Genomic DNA, 16,202 nt, shown 5'->3' on the forward strand with positions numbered 1-16,202 from the left:
GGGAAGACAGCTCCCGAACGATACCGCCTCAGGATCTGATAATATCGTCCCGTCTGAGCAGGTCTAATAATTGGCTTACTAAATTTGTTACCAATTGTTGACCCTTCAGATGAATCTCAGGCGATTCAGGCGCTTCGTAAACCGAGTCAATTCCGGTGAAGTTTCGCAGCTCGCCGGCACGCGCTTTTTTATACAGCCCTTTCGGATCGCGCGCTTCACAGATCTCCAGCGGCGTATCGACAAACACTTCAATAAAGCGATCCTGGCCCACGCGCTCGCGCACCATCTGGCGTTCGGCGCGGTGCGGTGAGATAAACGCCGTCAGCACCACCAGCCCGGCGTCCGCCATCAGGCTGGCAACCTCCCCCACCCGGCGAATGTTCTCTTTACGGTCGTCGTCGCTGAACCCCAAATCGCTGCACAGGCCGTGACGCACGTTGTCGCCATCCAGCAGGTAGGTACTCACTCCCTGCTGATGCAGCGCCTCTTCCAGCGCGCCCGCTACCGTGGATTTACCGGAGCCAGACAGCCCGGTAAACCACAGCACAACCCCACGGTGGCCGTGGAGCTGTTCGCGCTGGGCGACGGTGACCGGATGAGGATGCCAGACGACGTTCTCATCATGGGCGGCCATTACTTACCTCCCAGCAGATCGCGGGCGCCCCAGTGTGGGAAGTGCTTACGTACCAGCGCGTTAAGTTCCAGTTCGAAGGCGCTGAATTCAGAGGCCGCGGTCGCCTGCTCGTTTGGCTCACGCACCATCCCCGCGCCGACGGTAACGTTCGTCAGACGGTCGATAAAGATCAGCCCGCCGGTTACCGGGTTCTGCTGATACGGATCCAGCACCAGCGGCTCGTCGAAGGTCAGATCCACCAGGCCAATACCGTTCAGCGGCAGCTCGCTCACGTCACGGTGGGTCAGGTTGTTGATGTCCACCTGGAACTGAATGCCGTCCACGCGGGCGCGGGTTTTCTTGCCCGCAATTTTGATGTCGTAGCTCAGGCCTGCTGTCAGCGGCTGTTCGGCCATCCACACCACGTCCACGGACGCACCCTGCACCGCCGCCAGCATCTCCTGCGCGTCGACCAGCAGGTCGCCGCGGCTGATGTCAATTTCGTCTTTCAGCACCAGCGTGACCGCTTCCCCTGCCCCGGCTTCCTGCAGGTCACCGTCGAACGTCACGATGCGAGCGATTGCCGACTCCACGCCGGATGGCAGCACCTTGACGCGCTGCCCCACCTTCACGGCGCCGGAGGCGATAGTGCCTGAGAAGCCGCGGAAATCGAGGTTAGGACGGTTAACGTACTGCACCGGGAAGCGCATCGGCTGGGTGTCGACCACGCGCTGGATCTCAACGGTCTCCAGCACTTCCAGCAGCGTCGGGCCGCTGTACCACGGCATGTTCGCGCTCTGTGAGGCGACGTTATCGCCTTCCAGCGCCGAAAGCGGCACAAAGCGAATATCCAGGTTGCCCGGCAGCTGTTCGGCAAAGGTCAGGTAGCTCTGGCGGATCTCCTCGAATTTCTCTTCGCTGAAGTTCACCAGATCCATCTTGTTGACCGCCACCACCAGATGTTTGATCCCCAGCAGCGTCGAGATAAAGCTGTGGCGGCGGGTCTGATCCAGCACGCCTTTACGCGCGTCCATCAGCAGAATCGCCAGATCGCAGGTAGAGGCGCCGGTCGCCATGTTACGGGTGTACTGCTCGTGCCCTGGCGTGTCGGCAATAATAAATTTGCGCTTTTCGGTCGAGAAGTAGCGGTAGGCCACGTCAATGGTGATGCCCTGCTCGCGCTCCGCCTGCAGGCCGTCCACCAGCAGCGCCAGGTCGAGTTTTTCGCCCTGGGTACCGTGACGCTTGCTGTCGTTATGCAGGGAAGAGAGCTGATCTTCATAAATCTGGCGCGTATCGTGCAGCAGGCGGCCAATCAGGGTACTTTTCCCGTCATCCACGCTGCCGCAGGTCAGAAAACGCAGCAGGCTTTTGTGCTGTTGCGCGTGCAGATACGCTTCGACGCCGCCTTCGTTGGCAATTTGTTGAGCAATAGTGGTGTTCATGGCGGCTCCTTAGAAATAACCCTGACGTTTCTTCAGCTCCATGGAGCCGGCCTGGTCGCGGTCAATCACGCGCCCCTGTCGCTCGCTGGTGGTGGACACCAGCATCTCTTCGATGATCTCCGGCAGCGTCTGCGCGTTGGATTCCACCGCGCCGGTCAGCGGCCAGCAGCCGAGGGTACGGAAACGCACCATCTGTTTTTTGATCACTTCACCCGGCTGCAGGTCGATGCGATCGTCGTCGATCATCATCAGCATGCCGTCGCGCTCCAGCACCGGGCGCTCGGCGGCCAGATAAAGTGGCACGATCTCAATATTTTCCAGATAGATGTACTGCCAGATATCCAGCTCGGTCCAGTTGGAGAGCGGGAAGACGCGAATGCTTTCGCCCTTGTTGATCTGGCCGTTGTAGTTGTGCCACAGCTCCGGGCGCTGGTTTTTCGGGTCCCAGCGGTGGAAGCGATCGCGGAAGGAGTAGATACGCTCTTTGGCGCGGGATTTCTCTTCATCACGGCGCGCGCCGCCGAAAGCCGCGTCGAAACCGTATTTGTTCAGCGCCTGCTTCAGCCCTTCGGTTTTCATGATATCGGTGTGCTTGGCGCTACCGTGCACGAACGGGTTAATGCCCATCGCCACCCCTTCCGGATTTTTATGCACCAGCAGCTCGCAGCCGTAGGCTTTCGCGGTACGGTCGCGGAATTCATACATTTCGCGGAATTTCCAGCCGGTATCCACGTGCAGCAGCGGGAACGGCAGCGTGCCCGGATAAAACGCTTTACGCGCCAGATGCAGCATGACGCTGGAATCTTTACCGATGGAGTACATCATCACCGGGTTAGAAAACTCGGCGGCCACTTCGCGGATAATATGGATACTTTCCGCTTCAAGCTGCCGCAGGTGAGTAAGTCGTTTTTGGTCCATAACCGTTCCTTAAGCCAAATTTACAACAGAAGAACCAAAGCCTTCTGCATCGGTTGTGTGTTGGAACCAGGCGAGCGTGCTGTGCAGCTGCACCACTTCACCTACCACGATCAGGGCAGGCATCGGGGCATCTTTCGCCAGGGTTGCAAGGTCTTGTAATGTGCCGATAGCGACATGCTGATCGACGCGCGTACCGCGAGAGATCACGGCTACCGGCGTCGTCGCCTCGCGACCGTGCTGAATAAGCTGCTCGCTGATGTCTGCGGCCTTCATCGTGCCCATGTATATCGCCAGCGTCTGGCGGCTCTGGGCGAGATGCGACCAGTCGAACGGCGTGCTGTCGGCCTTGTAGTGGCCGGTAACAAAGGTGACGCTTTGTGCGTAATCGCGATGGGTCAGCGGAATACCGGCGTAGGCCGTAACGGCTGACGCCGCCGTGATGCCGGGCACCACCTGGAACGGCACGCCCGCTTCGGCTGCCGCCTGCAGCTCTTCGCCGCCGCGACCGAAAATAAACGGGTCGCCCCCTTTCAGGCGCACCACGGTTTTGCCCGCTTTCGCGGCGGCAATCAGCATCTGGTTGGTATCGTGCTGCGGCACGGAGTGCTCGCCCGCCCGCTTGCCGACGCAGATTTGCTCTGCGTCGCGCCGGATCAGCTCGCGCACGCCGTCGGTGACCAGATGGTCGTAAAACACCACGTCCGCGTCCTGCAAAACCTGCAGGCCGCGCAGTGTTAGCAGCCCGGCATCGCCCGGCCCGGCCCCCACCAGAACGATCTCCCCGCCCGTACTGCCGGGGTTATCCAGTTCGTCTTCGAGAATTTTCTGCGCCGCCGTTTCATTTCCCGCCTGCATCAGGCTGGCAAAGCGGCCGCGAAACACGCGCTCCCAGAAGCGACGGCGTTCCGTCACGCTGGTCAGACGGTTTTTTAAATGGTTGCGCCAGTAGCTGGCTTTCTCCGCCATGCGTCCGAGGCTGGTCGGCAGCAGCGCTTCGATTTTTTCCCGCAGCACGCGCGCCAGCACCGGCGCGGTGCCGCCGGAGGAGATCGCCACCAGCAGCGGCGAACGGTCAACAATCGACGGGAAGATAAACGAGCATAAAGGCTGGTCGTCCACCACGTTCACCAGACGGTGACGGGCCTGGGCGGCTTCAGAGACACGCCGGTTCAGTTCCCGATTTTCAGTTGCCGCAATCACCAGCACCACGCTGTCGAGTTGTGACTCGTCGAAATCCGCCTCTTCAACGACACGCACCTGTGCCCCTGCACGCTGCAGAAACGCGATTTTGCGATCGGCAATTTCACCCGTGCCGACAACCAGTACCGGTCGGTCTTTTAAGGCGGCAAAAAGGGGCAGATAGTCCACAGGCAACAACTCACTAACAACGAGGAATAGAGGGACTATAGGGGGCGGCTTAGATCGAATGAAATTACGAATTGGAATGAGTAGTTACTCAATGGAATAACGACGTGAAAAAGCAAATACCAAAAAGTGCTTAACTCGCGACATTTCGGGCATTTAAGAGCAATTCAAATTGTGTATGGACGATCACAGTTTCATACTATGCACGTTATTATTTTGCTCTGTTTTTAAGGACTCACTATGTTTTCCGCAACGCGCCACCGTATTGCTGCCCTGGCGCTCGGCGTTTGCTTTATCCTTCCGGCTCAGGCAAAAAATCAACCTTATGGTGAAATCGCCACTATGCAGGCGCGGCATATTGCGACGGTTTTCCCTGGCCGCATGACCGGTTCACCCGCGGAGATGCTCTCCGCCGACTATATTCGCCAGCAGTTTGCACAGATGGGCTACCAGAGTGATATTCGCTCGTTTCACAGCCGCTACATCTATACCTCACGCAATAAAACGCAGAACTGGCATAACGTGACCGGCAGTACGGTGATTGCAGCGCACGAAGGAAAGGCGGCTGAGCAGATCATTATCATGGCTCACCTGGATACCTACGCGCCAATGAGCGACGCCGATATTGATAATAACCTTGGGGGACTGACGCTGCAGGGCATGGACGACAACGCAGCGGGTCTCGGCGTGATGCTTGAACTGGCTGAACGCCTTAAGAATATCCCGACGAAATACGGTATTCGCTTTGTGGCGACCAGCGGCGAAGAAGAAGGGAAGCTCGGCGCTGAGAATCTCCTTAAACGGATGAGCGCCGAGGAGAAGAAAAATACGCTGCTGGTGATTAACCTCGATAACCTGATCGTGGGCGATAAGCTCTATTTTAATAGCGGACAGAGCACGCCGAGCAGCGTGCGTAAACTCACCCGCGACCGCGCGCTGGCGCTTGCCCGTACGCATGGCGTCTATGCCGCGACAAACCCAGGCGGTAACCCGGATTATCCAAAAGGCACTGGCTGTTGTAATGACGGAGAAGTGTTTGATAAGGCAGGCATTCCGGTGCTGTACGTCGAGGCGACGAACTGGGCGCTGGGCAAAAAAGATGGCTACCAGCAGCGCGCTAAATCGAAAGCGTTCCCGGACGGGACCAGCTGGCATAATGTGCAACTGGATAACCAGCAGCACATAGACAGTGCCCTGCCGCAGCGGATTGAACACCGCAGCCGCGACGTGGTGAAGGTGATGCTGCCGCTGGTGAAGGAGCTGGCGAAAGCGGGGAAAGCCTAGCGCGTTATTTTCCCCCCTCACCCTAACCCTCTCCCCATAGGGGAGAGGGGATCGCACGGAGCCGTCTTTTCCCCCTCGCCCCTTTGGGGAGAGGGCAGGGGTGAGGGGTGAGGGGTAGTATCTTTACCCTTCGTGCAGCCCGCACTCGCGCTTCAGCCCGAAGAATCGCGTCTCTTCTTCCGCCATTCCCGGTTCCCATTTGCGCGTGGTGTGGGTGTCGCCCACCGACAGGTAGCCCTGGTCCCACAGCGGATGGTACTTCAGCCCGTGTTTTTGCAGATACTGATACACCGTCCGGTTATCCCAGTCGATAATCGGCAGCACTTTGAACACGCCGCGTTGAACCGCCAGCACCGGTAGCGTGGCGCGGCTTCCCGACTGCTCGCGGCGCAGGCCGGCAAACCAGGTCTGCGCGTTTAGCTCTTTCAGCGCCCGGTTCATCGGCTCAACTTTGTTGATCTCATTGTATTTTTCAATGCCCTCAACGCCCTGCTCCCACAGTTTGCCGTAGCGCGCCTCCTGCCAGGCCGCGCTTTCCGTGGCGCGGTAGACTTTGAGGTTCAGCCTGAGCTTGTCCGTCAGCTCGTCAATAAACTGATAGGTTTCCGGGAACAGGTAGCCGGTATCGGTGAGGATCACCGGAATGTCCGGACGGATCTGATTCACCAGATGCAGGCTGACTGCCGCCTGAATACCAAAGCTCGACGAGAGCACATAGTCTCCCGGCAGGTTTTCCAGCGCCCACGCCACGCGCCCTTCGGCATCCAGCGTTTCAAGGTGGGCGTTAGTTTCTGAAAGCTGAAGAATGCGTTCGACTTTTGGCAGTTCATTCAGGGCATTTAGATCGAGTACGGACATAATTACCTCTCGTGGTTACTCCCAGAAATCCCTTGCGGGATCGAGCACCGGGCGAATGATGCCCGCACGCACCGTAAAGTCGCCGAAGCCTTCACCCGCTTCGCGCTCTTTCGCCCAGCGCCCGACAAGCTCGTCGATGGAATCAAGAATTTCCGTCTCGGTGATGTTCTCGCGGAACATGCGCGGAATGCGCGTGCCGATACGGTTACCGCCCAGGTGCAGGTTATAGCGGCCCGGCGCTTTGCCTACCAGCCCCAGTTCGGCCAGCATCGCTCGACCGCAGCCGTTCGGGCAGCCCGTCACGCGCATAACAATATGCTCGTCCGGAATACCGTGTTTTTCCAGAATCGCTTCCACTTTATCGGTGAATGACGGCAGGAAACGTTCCGCTTCGGCCATCGCCAGCGGGCAGGTCGGGAACGACACGCAGGCCATCGAGTTTTCACGCTGCGGTTTGACCGCATCCATCAACCCGTGATCGCGCGCCAGCTTCTCGATCTTCGCCTTCTGGCTCTCCGGCACGCCGGCAACGATCAGGTTCTGGTTAGCGGTAATGCGGAACTCGCCTTTGTGGATCTTCGCAATTTCCAGCAGACCGGTTTTCAGCGGACGGCCCGGATAATCCAGAATACGGCCGTTTTCAATAAACAGCGTCAGGTGCCATTTATTGTCGATCCCTTTCACCCAGCCGATGCGATCGCCGCGACCGGTGAATTCGTAAGGGCGGATCGGCTCAAATTTTATCCCCGCGCGACGCTCCACTTCCTCTTTGAACGTCTCCACGCCCACGCGCTCCAGGGTGTATTTGGTTTTCGCGTTTTTACGATCGGTACGGTTGCCCCAGTCGCGCTGGGTGGTCACCACCGCTTCTGCCACGGCCAGCGTGTGCTCCAGCGGCAGGAAACCGAACTCGCTTGCGGTGCGGGCGTAGGTTTTCTTGTTACCGTGCTCAATAGACAGGCCGCCGCCCACCAGCAGGTTAAAGCCAATCAGCTTGCCGTTTTCGGCAATCGCCACGAAGTTCATGTCGTTGGCGTGCAGATCGATATCGTTCTGCGGAGGGATCACCACGGTAGTTTTAAACTTACGCGGCAGGTAGGTCTGACCGAGGATCGGTTCTTCGTCGGTGGTGGCGACTTTCTCCTGATCGAGCCAGATCTCCGCGTAGGCGCGGGTGCGCGGCAGGAGGTGCTCGGAGATCTTCTTCGCCCACTCATACGCTTCGGCGTGCAGCTCGGACTCGTACGGGTTCGAGGTGCAGAGCACGTTACGGTTCATGTCGTTGGCGGTCGCCAGCGCGTCCAGCCCGACGGAGTGGAGCATCTGGTGAACCGGCTTGACGTTCTTCTTCAGAATGCCGTGGAACTGGAAGGTCTGACGGTTGGTCAGGCGGATGCTGCCATAAATTGTATTTTCACCGGCAAACTTGTCGATCGCCTGCCACTGTTTGGTGGTGATCACCCCGCCCGGCAGGCGGCAGCGCAGCAGCATGGCGTGGCGAGGCTCCAGCTTCTGTTCAGCGCGCTCGGCGCGGATATCGCGGTCGTCCTGCTGATACATGCCGTGGAAGCGGATCAACAGGAAGTTGTCGCCTTTGAAGCCGCCGGTGAGACCGTCATTCAGATCTTCAGCAATGGTGCCGCGCAGATAGTTGCTTTCCAGCTTCATGCGCTCGGCGTCTGTCAGTTTACCTTCGACCACCAGTGGCCCTGGATGTTTTTCGCTCATTAGTAGACATCTCGCTGATAACGGCGCTCAACGCGCAGCTCACTTAAAAATTCATCCGCCGCTTCGGCATCCATACCGCCGAACTCGGCAATCACTTCCAGCAGTACCTGCTCAACGTCTTTCGCCATGCGATTGGCGTCGCCGCAGACATAAATGTGGGCACCGTCATTGATCCAGCGCCACAGCTCTGCGCCCTGTTCGCGCAGTTTGTCTTGTACGTATATTTTTTCTTTCTGGTCGCGGGACCAGGCCAGGTCAATGCGGGTCAGTACGCCTTCTTTGACGTAGCGCTGCCACTCAACCTGGTAGAGGAAATCTTCGGTAAAGTGCGGGTTGCCGAAGAACAGCCAGTTTTTGCCCGGCGCTTCGTCTGCAGCACGCTGCTGCATGAAGGCGCGGAACGGCGCAATGCCGGTGCCCGGTCCAATCATGATGACCGGGGTCTCAGGGTTCGCCGGCAGGCGGAAGTTGTCGTTGTGCTCGATAAAGACGCGCACTTCGCCCTCTTCTTCCACGCGATCGGCCAGGAAGCTCGACGCGCCACCCGCGCGAGCGCGGCCTTCGATGTCGTATCGCACCACGCCGACGGTAACGTGAACTTCGCTTTCCACTTCCGCCTGGGAAGAGGCAATGGAGTACAGGCGCGGGGTCAGCGGACGCAGCAGGCCGATCAGCGCGTCGGCATCCAGCTGTGCCGGAGAGAAACGCACCATATCGACAATCGGCGTCGTAGCGGCGTAATGCTGCAGCTTCGCCTTATCGCCCACCAGCGGCAGCAGCGATTCGCTGCGCGTTAAGGTGGCGTAATTTTCAACGATATTCGGGGTGTTTACCGTCAGCTCGAAATGCCACTGCAGCGCCTCGGAGAGCGGCAGCGTTTTGCCCTCCACGGTGACAGGCTCATCACCCTTCAGCCACAGCAGCTCGACCAGCTCTTTCACCAGCGCCGGATCGTTCTGATACCAGACGCCCAGCGCATCCCCAGGCTGATAGCGCAGGCCGGAGTCGCCAAGATCGATTTCAATATGGCGCACGTCTTTTTCCGAGTCGCGACCGGTAATTTTCTGGTTCACCGACAGGCTCGCCGTCAGCGGCGCCTCTTTGGTGTAGGGGCTGGTGTGGATCTCATTGACGGTGCCCGCAGCGGTTACGGCAGCCTGCGCCGGGGTCTCTTTCGGGACGCGGGCTTTCAGCACCTCAACGATGCGCGCGCGCCATTCGGCGGCGGCCGTCTGGTATTCCACATCCGCGTCCACGCGGTCCAGCAGGCGCTCCGCGCCCAGCTCCGCCAGCTTGCTGTCGAAGTCTTTACCGGACTGGCAGAAGAATTCATAGGAGGTATCGCCCAGGCCAAATACGGCAAACGCCGTGCCATCCAGCTTCGGCGCTTTTTTCGAGAACAGGAACTTATGCAGCGCCACCGCTTCTTCAGCAGGTTCACCTTCACCCTGCGTAGAAGCCACCACCACCAGCAGTTTTTCTGACGCGATTTGCTTGAATTTATAATCCCCGGCGTTGACCAGGTTCACGTTCAGTTTGGCGGCCAGCAGGTCGTCACGCAGCGCTTCGGCCACGCGGCGTGCGTTGCCCGTTTGCGAGGCGCTGATCAGCGTAATGGCCGGAATTTCCACGGCCGTTGCCGGTGCGCCCGCCACAGCGCCAGGCTGCTGGTTGAGCATTCCCCAGAAATAACCGGAGACCCAGGCAAGCTGAGTGGGAGAAAAATCAGAGGTGGCAGCCTGAAGGCGCGCCAGTTGCTCCGGGTTCAGGGGAAGCAAGTTTGAAGGTGGGGCCTGTGTTGTCATGCGTCGTTATGTTCCAGTAGCCAAGCGGACTTTAAGCGAATAAATCCAAACTGAAGATAAGGTTAACGGCGTGGATAATAACAATTAAAGAAGGGATGGAAATAATAAATAACCAAATGGACTAACCTGTTTTAGTTATCGTTCTTAACGATAAAAACGATTAAATAACCTATTGAAATGCAATAATAAAAATAGATAAAGCCCCTGAATGTGAGGCAGGTGTCGTTCAGAGCCGTTTTAGTTAATGCTAAAAATTGTGCTTTCCGGTACTATGCGGCGGTTTTTTCCGCATTACTGAGAGCGATCATGTCCACCACACTGTTTAAAGATTTCACCTTCGAAGCCGCCCACCACCTTCCGCATGTGCCTGAAGGGCATAAATGCGGCCGCCTGCACGGGCATTCGTTCATGGTGCGTCTTGAGATCACCGGTGAAGTTGATCCGCATACCGGTTGGATCATGGACTTTGCCGAGCTGAAAGCCGCGTTTAAGCCGACCTACGATCGTCTGGATCACTACTACCTGAATGAAATTCCGGGTCTTGAAAACCCAACCAGCGAAGTGCTGGCAAAATGGATTTGGGATCAGATGAAGCCGCTGGTACCGCTGCTGAGCGCGGTGATGATCAAAGAGACCTGCACGGCAGGCTGCGTGTATCGCGGAGAGTAAAAAAAAGCCCGGCAAACCGGGCTTTTTTTTAGGCAATATTCAGGTACTTGTGCGTCTGCATCGACAGGCGCCAGTTGCGCGCAATGCAGGTTTCAATGCACAGGCGCGTCGCATCCTCTTTCTGGCTGATCGGCTGCAGGGCAATCACCCGCTGCTTCTCATCCGTCAGCGTTGCCAGCAGTTCATCCAGCGCTTCGATATCACGCACGCGCCCTACCGGGTGCTTGATTTCATCCGCGCGCTCCAGCGCCTGAGACAGCACGTCATATCCGCCGCGCATATTCACTTTTGGCGATACCGTCACCCAGGTGGTGTGCGAGCAGCGCACTTCATGGGTGCCGCTGGTCTCGATCTGGCAGCTGTAGCCGTTCTTTTCGAGCAGCTCGGTCAGCGGCGTCAGATCGTGGATGCAGGGTTCACCGCCGGTGATCACGACGTGGCGCGCCGTCCAGCCCTGACGACCAATAATGGCCAGCAGATCCTCTGGACTGCCCGCGCCCCACTTATCGCTCTCTTTTGTTTTCGCCAGAATGCTAAACAGCGACACTTCCCGATCTGCGAGCTTATCCCACGTATGTTTGGTATCACACCAGGCACAGCCAACCGGGCATCCCTGTAAACGAATGAAAATAGCGGGAACGCCGGTAAAGTAACCCTCGCCTTGCAGGGTCTGGAACATCTCGTTAATCGGGTACTGCATAGTCATCTCAGTAAAGGGGATAAACGATAAGTATCGCAGATCCCCGCCGGATGGTCATGCTCCATCGGTGCTTTGCGCGCTAATCGCCGCCATAAAGCGCGCGGTGATTTGCTGTGGACGGGTAATCGCCCCGCCGACAACGACCGTATGCGCACCCAGCGCCAGGCATCTGGCCGCGCGTTCAGGCGTATCCACATTGCCTTCGGCAATCACCGGAACCGTCACGACAGCCAGCACGGCCTTCAGGAACGCGCAGTCGTTCTCCGGAAGCGAATGGCCCGCCGTTTCCGCCGTATAGCCATAAAGCGTGGTGCCGACGCAGTCAAAGCCAAGCGCCTGCGCCGTCACGGCCTCGTCTACCGTGGAAATATCCGCCATCAGCAGTACCGAGGGATAAAGCGAGCGGATGCGCGTGACCAGCGTTTCCAGGGATTCCCCACCGGGACGCTCCCGCGCCGTCGCATCAAGCGCAATGATTTCCGGAGAGACGGCCATGAGCTCATCCACCTCTTTCATCGTGGCGGTGATGAACACCTCACTATCTGAATAATCCCGTTTGATGATGCCGATAACCGGTAAGGACACCTGCTGCTTAATGGCTTCGATATCCACCACGCTGTTGGCGCGAATGGCGGCGGCCCCGCCTTGTGCCGCCGCCAGCGCCATCCGCGACATGATAAACGGGCTGTGCAGCGGTTCATTTTCCAGCGCCTGACAGGAGACGACCAGTTTTCCCTTCAGGTTATCCAGTACAGTTTTCATTACGATAAGATCTCTTCCACTTCGTTTTTGATAATCGTGACGTGCGGGCCATAAATGACCTGCACGCCGTTACCGCGCACGATGACGCCGCGCGCGCCGGTGGCTTTCAGCGCCGCGTCATTCACTTTGCTGCCGTCTTTCACCGTGACGCGAAGACGCGTGGCGCAGCAGTCCACCTCTTCGAGATTGTCTTTTCCGCCTAACCCGGCGATCACCGCAACGGCGCGCTCGCTCTGCGATAAGGCCACTTCATTGGCCATCGCCTCCCTTTCCCGACCCGGCGTGGCAAAATCAAAGCGGTTAATCAGATAGCGGAAAGTGAAGTAGTAGAGGAAGAACCAGGGCACGCCGACCAGCGGAACGAACATCCAGTTGGTTTTGGCCTCCCCCTGCAGGATGCCGAACAGCACGAAGTCGATAAAACCGCCGGAGAAGGTTTGCCCGATGGTGATGTGCAGCATGTGTGCGAGCATGAACGCCAGCCCGTCAAACAGCGCGTGAATGACGTAGAGCACCGGGGCAATAAACAGGAAGGAGAACTCGATGGGCTCGGTTATTCCCGTCAGAAACGAGGTTAACGCCGCGGAGAGCAGCAGCCCGGCAACGCGCTTTTTATTCTCCGGTTTAGCCGTGTGGTACATCGCCAGACAGGCGCCGAGCAGGCCAAACATCATCGTAATAAAGCGCCCGGACATGAAGCGTGACGTGCCTTCGTAAAACTGACGCGTCGTGGGATCGGCCAGCTGGGCGAAGAAGATCCGCTGCGTGCCCTCCACCAGGTGACCGTTGACAATCTCGCTGCCGCCGAGCGCGGTGGTCCAGAACGGCAGATAGAAGATGTGGTGCAGACCAAACGGGCCCAGCATGCGTAAAATGAAGCCGTACAGCAGGGTGCCCAGATAACCGGTGGCATCCACCAGCCCACCCAGACCAAAAATCAGCTTCTGGAAGTGCGGCCAGACCACGGTCATGAGCGCACCGACGAGTATCGCCGCCAGCGAGCTGATAATAGGGACAAAGCGCGAGCCGCCAAAAAAGCCCAGGAACTGCGGAAGCGCTATCTTGTTAAAACGGTGGTGCAGCGCGCAGGTCACGAGACCAATCACCACGCCGCCAAACACGCCGGTTTCCAGCGTCTGAATGCCCAGCGTCATGCCCTGCCCGACGGCACCGGGGTTTTCGTGCGCCAGTTTGCCGGTGAGGATCAGCAGCGCGTTGATGGTGGCATTCATCACCAGAAACGCGAGTAGCGCCGCCAGCCCCGCCGTGCCCTTATCGCTTTTTGCCAGACCGACGGCCACCCCAACGGCAAACAGCACCGAGAGGTTCGCAAACACAATTGAACCGGCACTGCTCATGATGGTGAAAATGGCCTGAAGCCAGCTCACATCTAAAAATGGATAGGCCGCCAGCGTATTGGGGTTCGATAACGCCCCGCCGATACCGAGCAGCAGACCCGCCGCGGGCAACACGGCGATAGGCAACATAAAGGATTTGCCAAAGCGCTGCGCTTTTTCAAACCATCCCCCCGACGAAGCGCCACTGAATATTTGCATCATTTTTTCATCCCCCCGTTAAAAGATGAAAATTTTTATCACATTAATATTTAATAATGAAAATTATCATCAAAAACCAGGAGGCCGATCATACTTTTTTAAAATGACTGGCATCTTTCCCCCGCTTTCCGCCACACTAGTCGCAGTGAAACACATTAAGGACGTGGCATGTCGGACCATGAAAATCTGCTGCTGAAGCTCCGCCAGGAAGCTTCCGGGTACAGCCCAACGCAGCAAAAACTCGGCGAGTTTGTCCTGAGCGACCCTGCCCGGGTGCTCTACCTGACCATCACCGAGCTGGCGCGCGAGAGCCACACCAGCGAGGCCAGCGTGACGCGTCTTTGCCGGACGCTGGGCTGCAAGGGGTATAACGAATTTAAAATGGCGCTGGCGCTGGATATTCAGCAGGGCCAGCCCGCGCATCAGGCGGGGGATGAGATTGACAGCGTGGTGGATGAGTCGGTTCAGGCTCTGCAGGATACCGCGAGACTCCTCGACCGCTCGCTACTTGAAAAGGCCGCACTGGCGCTGCACCAGGCGCAATCCGTGCAGATTTATGGCGTCGCGGCCAGCGCGATCCTCGGGGAGTACCTGCATTACAAGCTATTAAGGCTGGGTAAACCTGCACAGCTGTTTAGCGATATGCACCGCGCAGCCATGAATGCGACAACGCTTTCGGCAGAGACGCTGGTGGTGGCGATCTCCAGTTCCGGTTCAACGCGAGATTTGCTTCACGTGGTGAAACTTGCCCGCAAGCGAGGCGTGAAAGTTCTTGCGCTCAGCAACACGCCCCGCAGCCCGCTGGCGTCTCTTAGCGATATGCAGCTGGTGGCCGCCAAGCCAGAAGGCCCCCTTAGCGCAGGTGCGCTCAATGCCAAGGTTGGGGTGATGCTGCTGATCGAATTGCTGACGACATCCATGATTGCGCTGGATGGTCATTACGCTGACGTTAGCCAGCAAACGGCCAGCGCCACGCTTCCTCTTCTGCTCTGAAAACCATTCGCAGGCTTAATAAATAGCCTGCGTTTTATTTTTCCGAATTTCACTTAAGCAAGGCTCAATTCATTTATTTGATAAACGTTTGGTGTAACAAAATATTTTATTTATTACATTTTGAATTACACTCATCGCGCCACCACCCTCGATAAAATCAATTTAAAATCATATGGTTGAAATATAAATATTAATAAATTGAATTTTTCCGCTCTCCGCACTGTCCAATATTTTCCCCTGATTTCCTTTCCTTAAAATAAGCTTAAGACGCTCTCGATTCCTGCGTTTTATTATTTAAATGCCGTTTACTTTTGCGCGCCTACAATCCGCCTCATCAATCATAATGAGACGGTATTAATGAAGATGTTATTGATTACAGGCGTGACCGGTTTTCTGGGCGGGGCAGTACTTGAAAAAATCCTGACCAGCGATCAATCCGTAAAACTCCTTTTGCTTGCCCGCGCCGACGATCCGCAGAGCGGGCTGGCGCGCGTGCAGGAGAACATGCGTAAGTTTAACGTTCCTGAGAAGAAGCTGGCCTCCCTGAGCGTGGATAATATCCTTATTGGTGACCTCAGCCACCCGGAAGCCTTTCTGAACGATCCCCGACTGGACCAGGTTACGCATGTCGTTAACTGTGCGGCAGTTGCGTCATTTGGGAATAACCCGCTGATCTGGAAGGTGAACGTCGAAGGTACCCTTGCGCTGGCGCGCCGCATGGAGCAGGTCGCAGGGCTGCAGCGTTTCCTGCACGTAGGCACCGCAATGTCATGCACGCCGGAGCAGGATTCGCTGGTCGCCGAAAGTGCGGAATTCAGAGAAAATGCTGAGCACCTGGTGGAATACACGTATTCGAAGTCAACCATCGAACAGCTGATGCGCCAGAAGTGCCCGAATCTGCCGCTGCTCATCGCTCGTCCGTCCATCGTCGTCGGCCATACCCGCCACGGCTGCACGCCGTCGAGCAGCATCTTCTGGGTCTTTAGCATGGGCCTGATGCTGCAGAAGTTTATGTGCTCGATGGAAGACCGGATCGACGTTGTCCCGGTGGATTATTGCGCCGACGCGATGTTAATGCTGCTCAACAGCAACGCGCGTCCGGGAGAAGTGGTACACATTTCTGCCGGGGAAGAGAATAGCGTTCGCTTTGCGGATATCGATCGGGCGATGGCGCAGGCACTGGAGAAAGCGCCTGTTGGCGATAAGTACGCGCAGGTCAGCTACGAAACGCTGGTCAAAATGCGCCGTGAGCTGAAAACAATTTTTGGCCCATGCAACGAACGTCTGATGCTGAGAGCCATGCGTTTATACGGTGCCTTTGCGACGCTGAACGTGCGCTTCAGCAACGATAAACTGCTCAGCATGGGGATGCCAAAGCCACCCCGGTTTACGGATTATATTGCCCGCTGCGTGCAAACCACCCGGGGGCTAACCATTCCGGAGCAGATGGCGGTCGATTTTAAATAGCCAAAAAAAATGCCAGTCATTCGACTGGCATTTTCATTT

The 16,202-nt window shown here is 57.3% G+C and carries 14 protein-coding genes; 4 read left to right on the forward strand and 10 right to left on the reverse strand.

Translation table 11 applies throughout. From position 1 onward, the window contains the following. Positions 1-28 precede the first annotated feature (28 nt). From cysC to cysG, 4 genes are read right to left on the reverse strand one after another with little or no spacing between them, the layout of a single operon-like run. Positions 29-634 carry an adenylyl-sulfate kinase gene (gene cysC / locus AB8818_RS10720; RefSeq protein WP_080330141.1) on the reverse strand — a complete coding sequence of 202 codons (606 nt, stop codon included), beginning with the start codon at positions 632-634 and terminating at the stop codon, positions 29-31. Further along, positions 634-2,058 carry a sulfate adenylyltransferase subunit CysN gene (gene cysN / locus AB8818_RS10725; protein ID WP_192982543.1) on the reverse strand — a complete coding sequence of 475 codons (1,425 nt, stop codon included), beginning with the start codon at positions 2,056-2,058 and terminating at the stop codon, positions 634-636. The genes cysC and cysN overlap by 1 nt, the downstream gene beginning before the upstream one ends. A 9-nt stretch (positions 2,059-2,067) precedes the next feature. Then, a complete protein-coding gene (gene cysD, locus AB8818_RS10730) occupies positions 2,068-2,976 on the reverse strand; it encodes a sulfate adenylyltransferase subunit CysD (RefSeq protein WP_008499613.1) in 909 nt (302 codons plus the stop codon). Positions 2,977-2,985: 9 nt separating this feature from the next. Then, a complete protein-coding gene (cysG, locus tag AB8818_RS10735; RefSeq protein ID WP_192982835.1) occupies positions 2,986-4,335 on the reverse strand; it encodes a siroheme synthase CysG in 1,350 nt (449 codons plus the stop codon). A gap of 246 nt (positions 4,336-4,581) precedes the next feature. Between cysG and AB8818_RS10740 the strand changes: the two genes are divergently transcribed. Continuing rightward, a complete protein-coding gene (locus tag AB8818_RS10740) occupies positions 4,582-5,625 on the forward strand; it encodes an aminopeptidase (RefSeq protein WP_116343473.1) in 1,044 nt (347 codons plus the stop codon). A gap of 123 nt (positions 5,626-5,748) precedes the next feature. Here the strand turns inward: AB8818_RS10740 and cysH are convergent, their stop codons facing one another. From cysH to cysJ, 3 genes are read right to left on the reverse strand one after another with little or no spacing between them, the layout of a single operon-like run. After that, positions 5,749-6,483, reverse strand: coding sequence for a phosphoadenosine phosphosulfate reductase (gene cysH, locus AB8818_RS10745; RefSeq protein WP_116343474.1), 735 nt, complete (start codon positions 6,481-6,483; stop codon positions 5,749-5,751). 15 nt (positions 6,484-6,498) lie between these two features. Beyond that, positions 6,499-8,211 carry an assimilatory sulfite reductase (NADPH) hemoprotein subunit gene (gene cysI, locus AB8818_RS10750; protein WP_116343475.1) on the reverse strand — a complete coding sequence of 571 codons (1,713 nt, stop codon included), beginning with the start codon at positions 8,209-8,211 and terminating at the stop codon, positions 6,499-6,501. Next, complete coding sequence (gene cysJ, locus AB8818_RS10755; RefSeq protein WP_192982548.1) at positions 8,211-10,016, reverse strand: NADPH-dependent assimilatory sulfite reductase flavoprotein subunit; 1,806 nt, start codon at positions 10,014-10,016, stop codon at positions 8,211-8,213. Before cysJ ends, cysI begins: the two co-directional genes overlap by 1 nt. A 306-nt stretch (positions 10,017-10,322) precedes the next feature. Here cysJ and queD point away from each other — a divergent pair, with 306 nt between their 5' ends. Beyond that, positions 10,323-10,685 (forward strand): 6-carboxytetrahydropterin synthase QueD, encoded by a 363-nt coding sequence (gene queD, locus AB8818_RS10760; protein WP_014885039.1) that lies wholly within the window; start codon positions 10,323-10,325, stop codon positions 10,683-10,685. Positions 10,686-10,713: 28 nt separating this feature from the next. Here queD and queE read toward each other — a convergent pair whose 3' ends face one another. From queE to AB8818_RS10775, 3 genes are read right to left on the reverse strand one after another with little or no spacing between them, the layout of a single operon-like run. Then, the gene (gene queE, locus AB8818_RS10765) at positions 10,714-11,385 is read right to left on the reverse strand and encodes a 7-carboxy-7-deazaguanine synthase QueE (RefSeq protein ID WP_116343477.1); all 672 of its coding nucleotides are present in this window, start codon (positions 11,383-11,385) and stop codon (positions 10,714-10,716) included. A 54-nt stretch (positions 11,386-11,439) separates the two neighbouring features. Continuing rightward, on the reverse strand, positions 11,440-12,147 hold the full coding sequence (locus tag AB8818_RS10770) for an N-acetylmannosamine-6-phosphate 2-epimerase (protein WP_192982550.1): 708 nt from the start codon (positions 12,145-12,147) through the stop codon (positions 11,440-11,442). Beyond that, a complete protein-coding gene (locus AB8818_RS10775) occupies positions 12,147-13,706 on the reverse strand; it encodes a PTS transporter subunit EIIC (RefSeq protein WP_166712240.1) in 1,560 nt (519 codons plus the stop codon). Before AB8818_RS10775 ends, AB8818_RS10770 begins: the two co-directional genes overlap by 1 nt. Positions 13,707-13,871: 165 nt before the next feature. Between AB8818_RS10775 and AB8818_RS10780 the strand changes: the two genes are divergently transcribed. After that, positions 13,872-14,696 carry a MurR/RpiR family transcriptional regulator gene (locus tag AB8818_RS10780; RefSeq protein ID WP_192982552.1) on the forward strand — a complete coding sequence of 275 codons (825 nt, stop codon included), beginning with the start codon at positions 13,872-13,874 and terminating at the stop codon, positions 14,694-14,696. 357 nt (positions 14,697-15,053) lie between these two features. Continuing rightward, the gene (locus AB8818_RS10785; RefSeq protein WP_116343481.1) at positions 15,054-16,163 is read left to right on the forward strand and encodes an SDR family oxidoreductase; all 1,110 of its coding nucleotides are present in this window, start codon (positions 15,054-15,056) and stop codon (positions 16,161-16,163) included. Positions 16,164-16,202 lie beyond the last annotated feature (39 nt).

The organism is Enterobacter sp. KB-280D8, assembly GCF_041399405.1.
Taxonomy (GTDB): Bacteria; Pseudomonadota; Gammaproteobacteria; order Enterobacterales; family Enterobacteriaceae; genus Enterobacter; species Enterobacter cloacae_N.

Excerpts from the sequence above, each read along its gene's own strand:
- cysC (WP_080330141.1), bottom strand. The coding sequence starts at position 634 with ATGGCCGCCCATGATGAGAACGTCGTCTGGCATCCTCATCCGGTCACC.
- cysN (WP_192982543.1), bottom strand. The coding sequence starts at position 2,058 with ATGAACACCACTATTGCTCAACAAATTGCCAACGAAGGCGGCGTCGAA.
- cysD (WP_008499613.1), bottom strand. The coding sequence starts at position 2,976 with ATGGACCAAAAACGACTTACTCACCTGCGGCAGCTTGAAGCGGAAAGT.
- AB8818_RS10740 (WP_116343473.1), top strand. The coding sequence starts at position 4,582 with ATGTTTTCCGCAACGCGCCACCGTATTGCTGCCCTGGCGCTCGGCGTT.
- cysH (WP_116343474.1), bottom strand. The coding sequence starts at position 6,483 with ATGTCCGTACTCGATCTAAATGCCCTGAATGAACTGCCAAAAGTCGAA.
- cysI (WP_116343475.1), bottom strand. The coding sequence starts at position 8,211 with ATGAGCGAAAAACATCCAGGGCCACTGGTGGTCGAAGGTAAACTGACA.
- cysJ (WP_192982548.1), bottom strand. The coding sequence starts at position 10,016 with ATGACAACACAGGCCCCACCTTCAAACTTGCTTCCCCTGAACCCGGAG.
- queD (WP_014885039.1), top strand. The coding sequence starts at position 10,323 with ATGTCCACCACACTGTTTAAAGATTTCACCTTCGAAGCCGCCCACCAC.
- queE (WP_116343477.1), bottom strand. The coding sequence starts at position 11,385 with ATGCAGTACCCGATTAACGAGATGTTCCAGACCCTGCAAGGCGAGGGT.
- AB8818_RS10770 (WP_192982550.1), bottom strand. The coding sequence starts at position 12,147 with ATGAAAACTGTACTGGATAACCTGAAGGGAAAACTGGTCGTCTCCTGT.
- AB8818_RS10775 (WP_166712240.1), bottom strand. The coding sequence starts at position 13,706 with ATGATGCAAATATTCAGTGGCGCTTCGTCGGGGGGATGGTTTGAAAAA.
- AB8818_RS10780 (WP_192982552.1), top strand. The coding sequence starts at position 13,872 with ATGTCGGACCATGAAAATCTGCTGCTGAAGCTCCGCCAGGAAGCTTCC.
- AB8818_RS10785 (WP_116343481.1), top strand. The coding sequence starts at position 15,054 with ATGAAGATGTTATTGATTACAGGCGTGACCGGTTTTCTGGGCGGGGCA.